The organism is Bacillus sp. JJ1503, assembly GCF_036965125.1.
Classification (GTDB): domain Bacteria; phylum Bacillota; class Bacilli; order Bacillales; family Cytobacillaceae; genus Cytobacillus.
In genome coordinates this window covers 9,539-14,622 of the sequence record NZ_JBALOZ010000263.1, presented here as the reverse complement: position 1 = coordinate 14,622, position 5,084 = coordinate 9,539, and the positions used below count along the sequence as shown (strand labels likewise).

Annotated in this window: 5 protein-coding genes; all 5 read left to right on the top strand. The window is 35.7% G+C overall.

From position 1 onward, the window contains the following. Positions 1-250 precede the first annotated feature (250 nt). Positions 251-1,846 carry a sigma-54 interaction domain-containing protein gene (locus V7149_RS19365; RefSeq protein ID WP_335347234.1) on the top strand — a complete coding sequence of 532 codons (1,596 nt, stop codon included), beginning with the start codon at positions 251-253 and terminating at the stop codon, positions 1,844-1,846. Between the two features lie 196 nt (positions 1,847-2,042). Beyond that, positions 2,043-2,864, top strand: coding sequence for a carbon-nitrogen hydrolase family protein (locus V7149_RS19360; protein ID WP_335347233.1), 822 nt, complete (start codon positions 2,043-2,045; stop codon positions 2,862-2,864). A gap of 14 nt (positions 2,865-2,878) precedes the next feature. Further along, entirely contained in the window at positions 2,879-3,742 is an 864-nt protein-coding gene (locus tag V7149_RS19355) for a transporter substrate-binding domain-containing protein (RefSeq protein WP_335347232.1), read from the top strand. 19 nt (positions 3,743-3,761) lie between these two features. Further along, entirely contained in the window at positions 3,762-4,418 is a 657-nt protein-coding gene (locus V7149_RS19350; protein WP_335347231.1) for an amino acid ABC transporter permease, read from the top strand. Between the two features lie 12 nt (positions 4,419-4,430). Next, a partial coding sequence (locus V7149_RS19345; RefSeq protein ID WP_335347230.1) for an amino acid ABC transporter permease occupies positions 4,431-5,084 on the top strand: 654 nt, incomplete at its 3' end.

Here is a 5,084-nt window from a genome sequence, read left to right as displayed (position 1 = left end):
AAATAAACGAATATTAAAAATAATCTAATTTATCTGCTATAATAAAATATAAAAATCAAATTGGAGATTTTAAGATAGTTATAGAGGAGGGGACAATTTGTTTGATTTTCAAAAAATAAAAAGTGAATTTCTTTGGTTTCAGGAGTTAGATTCTTTTCAAAATTTCAAAGAGAAATTAGAACCATCATCTAAATTACCGGAAATTTGCTTTTTAGGTATTCAAACACTGGATACAGTTGAGTTTATTCGATTGAACAAAGAACAAAACAAATTTACCTCCTTAGAGAAAAGGATAGGCTCGATTGTTGATGTTGAATTACTGCCCCAATGGATTGAAAAAAGTGAATTTTTTGAGGTCACTGTTCTTAGGATTAATGGTAAAGTCTCTGGATGGATGGAGACAACAGCTTTACTTTCTACTATTTATGTCCAGGAGCGGGAAAAAAATAGACTTCAACAAATTGAAATTGAAGAAAAAAACTTAGATCTAAAATCAATTTTTGAAACCACATATGATGAAATTTTTGTAGCGGATAGCAATGGTATTACATTGAGAGTTAGTTCAGCACTTGAGAAGATATTAGGAATCAAGCGTGAAAATATTATAGGAAAATCGGTTTATGAGCTTGAAAAAGAGAGGATATTTTCCCCTTCCGTGACTAGAATTGTACTTGAAAGTAAGGAGAAGGTCTCGGTTGTACAAAAAACGAATAATGGAAGAATTCTTCTGGCAACAGGGATACCGATAAAGGACAAGGATGGACGTATTTTGCGTGTTGTTAGCGGTTCAAGAGATATTACAGAGATAGAGAGACTTCAAAAAGAGCTGGCTGAAACCCGGTCCCTAATTAAGTGGTATAAGAAACAATTAGATGAAGTAACTCCAATTACTACAGAAAAAATAATATACCAAAGTCCCAAAATGGAGAAATTAATGGAACAAGCAAAAAGAGTAGCTGAAGTAGACTCTATAGTGCTCATCACTGGGGAATCAGGTGTTGGAAAGGAAGGCTTAGCGGAATTTATACATCTTAATAGCAGCAGGTCGGACAAACCGTTTGTAAAAATTAATTGTGGCAGCATATCTGAATCATTAATTGAATCTGAACTGTTTGGATATGAAAGAGGAGCATTCACTGGAGCTTCTAAAGATGGAAAAATAGGTCTAATTGAGGCATCTCATCAGGGCACCTTATTCTTAGACGAAATAGGAGAGCTTCCTTTGAATTTTCAAGTAAAGCTTCTTCGAGTTCTTCAAGAAAGAGAAATTACTCGAGTTGGAAGTACGGTAGCAATAAAAGTTGACATTAGAATCATTGCAGCAACAAATAGGGATTTGATTAAGGAAATTGAAAAAGGAACTTTTCGGGAAGACCTATATTATCGATTGAATATTATTCCAATGCATCTCCCTCCATTAAGGGAACGAAAAGAAGATATTGTCCCCTTAATACATTACTTTCAAGGAGTGTATAATGCCCGATATCATCTAAATAAACAATTTTCAAATCAAGTTATTCATAGGTTACTTTCTAATCCGTGGAATGGAAACATTCGAGAATTAAAAAATACAATTGAAAGACTTATCGTTTTATCAGATGGTCAGTTGATAAAAACAGAGGATTTACCATTTACTTTGAGTCCAGACGATAATGTTAGCGCAGATCATGCTATTGAGGTAAGAGAACTATTACCACTTAAAACAGCAAAGGCGTTATTAGAAAAAAAAATGATGGAACTAGCTACTCAAAAATACTCCACCACTAGTGAAATTGCGAAAGTATTAGAAGTAAATCAATCCACTATTAGTAGGATTGTTAAGAAAGTTCAATGCAAAAATGCATAATGTTTATGCAAAAAAACATATTACAAAGGCGGCCTAAATTTACGGAATATTTAAAATATAATAAAATCATTATGCGTTTTTGCATAAATATATTTAGAAAAAAGCAAGAGATCCCTCAATCTCTTGCTTTTATTTTTGGCACAGTACTTGCAAGTATTATTAGCAAACGTCATAAACAGGGAGCTGATTTTAATCATTGCTAGCGAATTATAAAGTTGGAGTTGTTCAAATGTCATGCGTATTAGGTGATAAAGCTGCAAATATGGAGAAAGTCATGCTCTATATTAAACAAGCAATTGATCAAGGGGCAAAGCTCATTGTACTTCCTGAGCTATTCTCTACAGGTTACTGTGTTGAGGACTTAGATATAAAACTAGCTGAAACTTTAAATGGCGAGACTATTAGTAAATTACTTAATGTATCACAAGAGAACGATATTTATATTGCAGGAGCAATTATCGAAAAAGGCAATGAGCATGGAATGCTATTTGATACTGCATTTCTTGTTGGTCCAGAAGGATTAGTTGGTCATCATAGGAAGATACACCTTTGGAACGGAGAAAAGGACCGATTTTTAAAAGGGGATGATTACTCAGTATTTCAAACAAAGTTAGGATCAATAGGGCTACAAGTTTGTTATGAAATAGGTTTTCCTGAAGGGGCTCGAATTCAAGCCCTTAAAGGAGCAGATCTAGTACTTTATCCATCTGCGTTTGGGTTACCTAGATTATATGCTTGGGAGATTGCTTCTCGTGCACGAGCTTTGGAAAATGGAATTTTTATTATTGCAGCTAATCGTGCGGGAAGGGATAAAAATGTTGTGTTTGCTGCACATTCAAAAATTATTTCTCCTAATGGTTCTGTTGTTGTTACCGCAGGAGAAGAGGAAGGAATTATTGTTGGAGAAGTTAATTTAGACTATGTAGCTCAACAAAGAAAAGAAATTCCTTATCTTGATGACATAGAACAAATCAAAATTCTAAATCACCTAACAGATTGTTTATCATACCGAATTTAAGGGAGGGAAAGATAGTGAAAAGTACACGTAAAATGAGCGCCTTTATTATGAGTATAACGATGATTTTAGTTTTGTTTATCAGTGCATGCAGCTCTTCTAATACGAGTTCCAATGCCGGAAAAGGCAACTCCACTCTTGAAGCCATTAAAAAGAATGGGAAGGTTACTGTAGGAACCGAAGCTGCATTTGAACCATTTGAATTTATAGAGAATGGAAAAATAGTAGGCTATGGATCTGACATTCTGGCTGTTATTGTAAAAGATTTAAATGTTGAACTGGAGCAACTGGATCTTCCTTGGCAGGGAATTCTCCCAGGGCTTGATGCAAAAAAATTCGATTTTGTGGCAACTTCAGTTTCTATTACGCCGGAACGTGCTGAAAAGTATGACCTAACCGTACCGATTGCAGATGGTACATTAGCAGTCCTAAAAAGAAAAGGGGATTCCTCGATACAAAAGCCTGAAGATATTGCAGGGAGGGTAGTTGGTACACAATTAGGATCCGGACAATTAAAAGGATTACAGGCATATAATGAGGAGTTGAAAAGTAAAGGAGAAGGTGTAAAGGAAATTAAAGAATATGTTGGGTACCCTGAAGCCTATCAGGAACTAGCGACAGGTAGAATTGATGCCGTTATTAATACAAAGGCGAATTTATCGACAATATTGAAAAAGAATCCAGATACTTATGAAATGGTTGATACATTTGGTGAACCGATGTGGCTATCTTGGGCTGTTAGAAAAGGAGACAAAGAACTTCTTGAATATCTAAATAGTAAAATTTTAGAGTTGCGTGATAATGGACAATTAGAAGAAATGCAAATGACATGGTTTGGATTTACGATGGAAATTCCAGATTCCGGCTACCTGCCAGAATAAAGGGTAGGGAGAGGAGCGTATGGATATTAAATTTGATTTAATTATCAATAGTTTACCGGTTTTGTTAAAGGGAGCCATGATTACCCTCCAGATGTCAATATTAGCCATAATCACTGGAACATTATGTGGATTATTACTAGCCATTTTCTTGCTCAGTAATAACAAGTTTTTAGAAGTTCCTACGCGAATATTTATTAATTTAATGAGAGGTATTCCTTTCTTAATTCAGATTTTTATTGTGTATTACAGTTTTTCAAGCTTTGGTATAGAGATCCCAGCATTTGCAAGTGGAGTATTGGCAATGGCCCTCAATACAGCTGCCTTCCAAGCTGAAATAATAAGGGCAGGTATTGAATCTATTCCAAAGGGGCAAAGCGAAGCAGCTGTCGCCTTAGGTATTTCCAAACGGCAATCGATGTTGCGAATTATTATTCCACAAATGTTTGTGAAGATCCTCCCTTCTATTACAAATGAGCTAATTACTTTATTGAAAAACTCATCACTTGTTTCTGTAATAGCTGTAGTTGACCTAACTCGTGTTGGGCAGCAGATAGTTAGCACAAGCAACAGTCCGGCAGAAATTTATATTGCTGTAGCATTATTATATTTCCTAATGAATCTAGCAATTTCACAAGGAGCAAGATTTATAGAGAGAAGAACGGCCATCTATCGCTAGGGAGGTTGAAAAATGTTTTTCGATGTAACGATGGTAACCCGTTATGGCGTAGTCATGTTAGAAGGGTTTCTAACTACTTTATATATTTGCTTCATAGGACTTCTGCTTGGTTTAGTGTTAGGAGCCGTTGTTTGCTGGATTAAAATGAGGTTTTCTAAATGGGGTTCGGGTTTAGCTAATGTCTATATTGAATTTTTCCGAGGAACCCCCTTTTTAATCCAGCTTTTTCTTTTATATTATGTCGGTCCGGTATTTGGTATCGACCTAAGTGCAACGGTAGCAGGGATACTAGGGCTGAGTCTTTACGGTGGGGCATACTTTGCAGAGATTTTTCGATCTGGGATACAGTCAATTCCTAAAGGACAAATTGAGGCAGCTCGTGCATTAGGAATAGGAGAGAAAGCCATTTTGGCAAGAATTGTGATTCCGCAGATGTTAGGACTCATTATTGCTCCTTTAACTACTCAAATCATAACATTAGTTAAAGAATCGGCTATTCTTTCAGTTATTACTGTTCAAGAGTTAACGTTTGTTGGCCAGCGTGCGATTAGCGAAACATATAATTACGTTGAAGTTTATACGATGGTCGCACTATTATATTGGGCACTGGTCACCACCTTATCCGGACTATTTAAGAGATGGGAGAGATATTCGACTGAATATATG

What these genes read in the sequence shown, in the direction of transcription:
- V7149_RS19350 (WP_335347231.1), top strand. Translation starts at nt 3,762, where the DNA reads ATGGATATTAAATTTGATTTAATTATCAATAGTTTACCGGTTTTGTTA.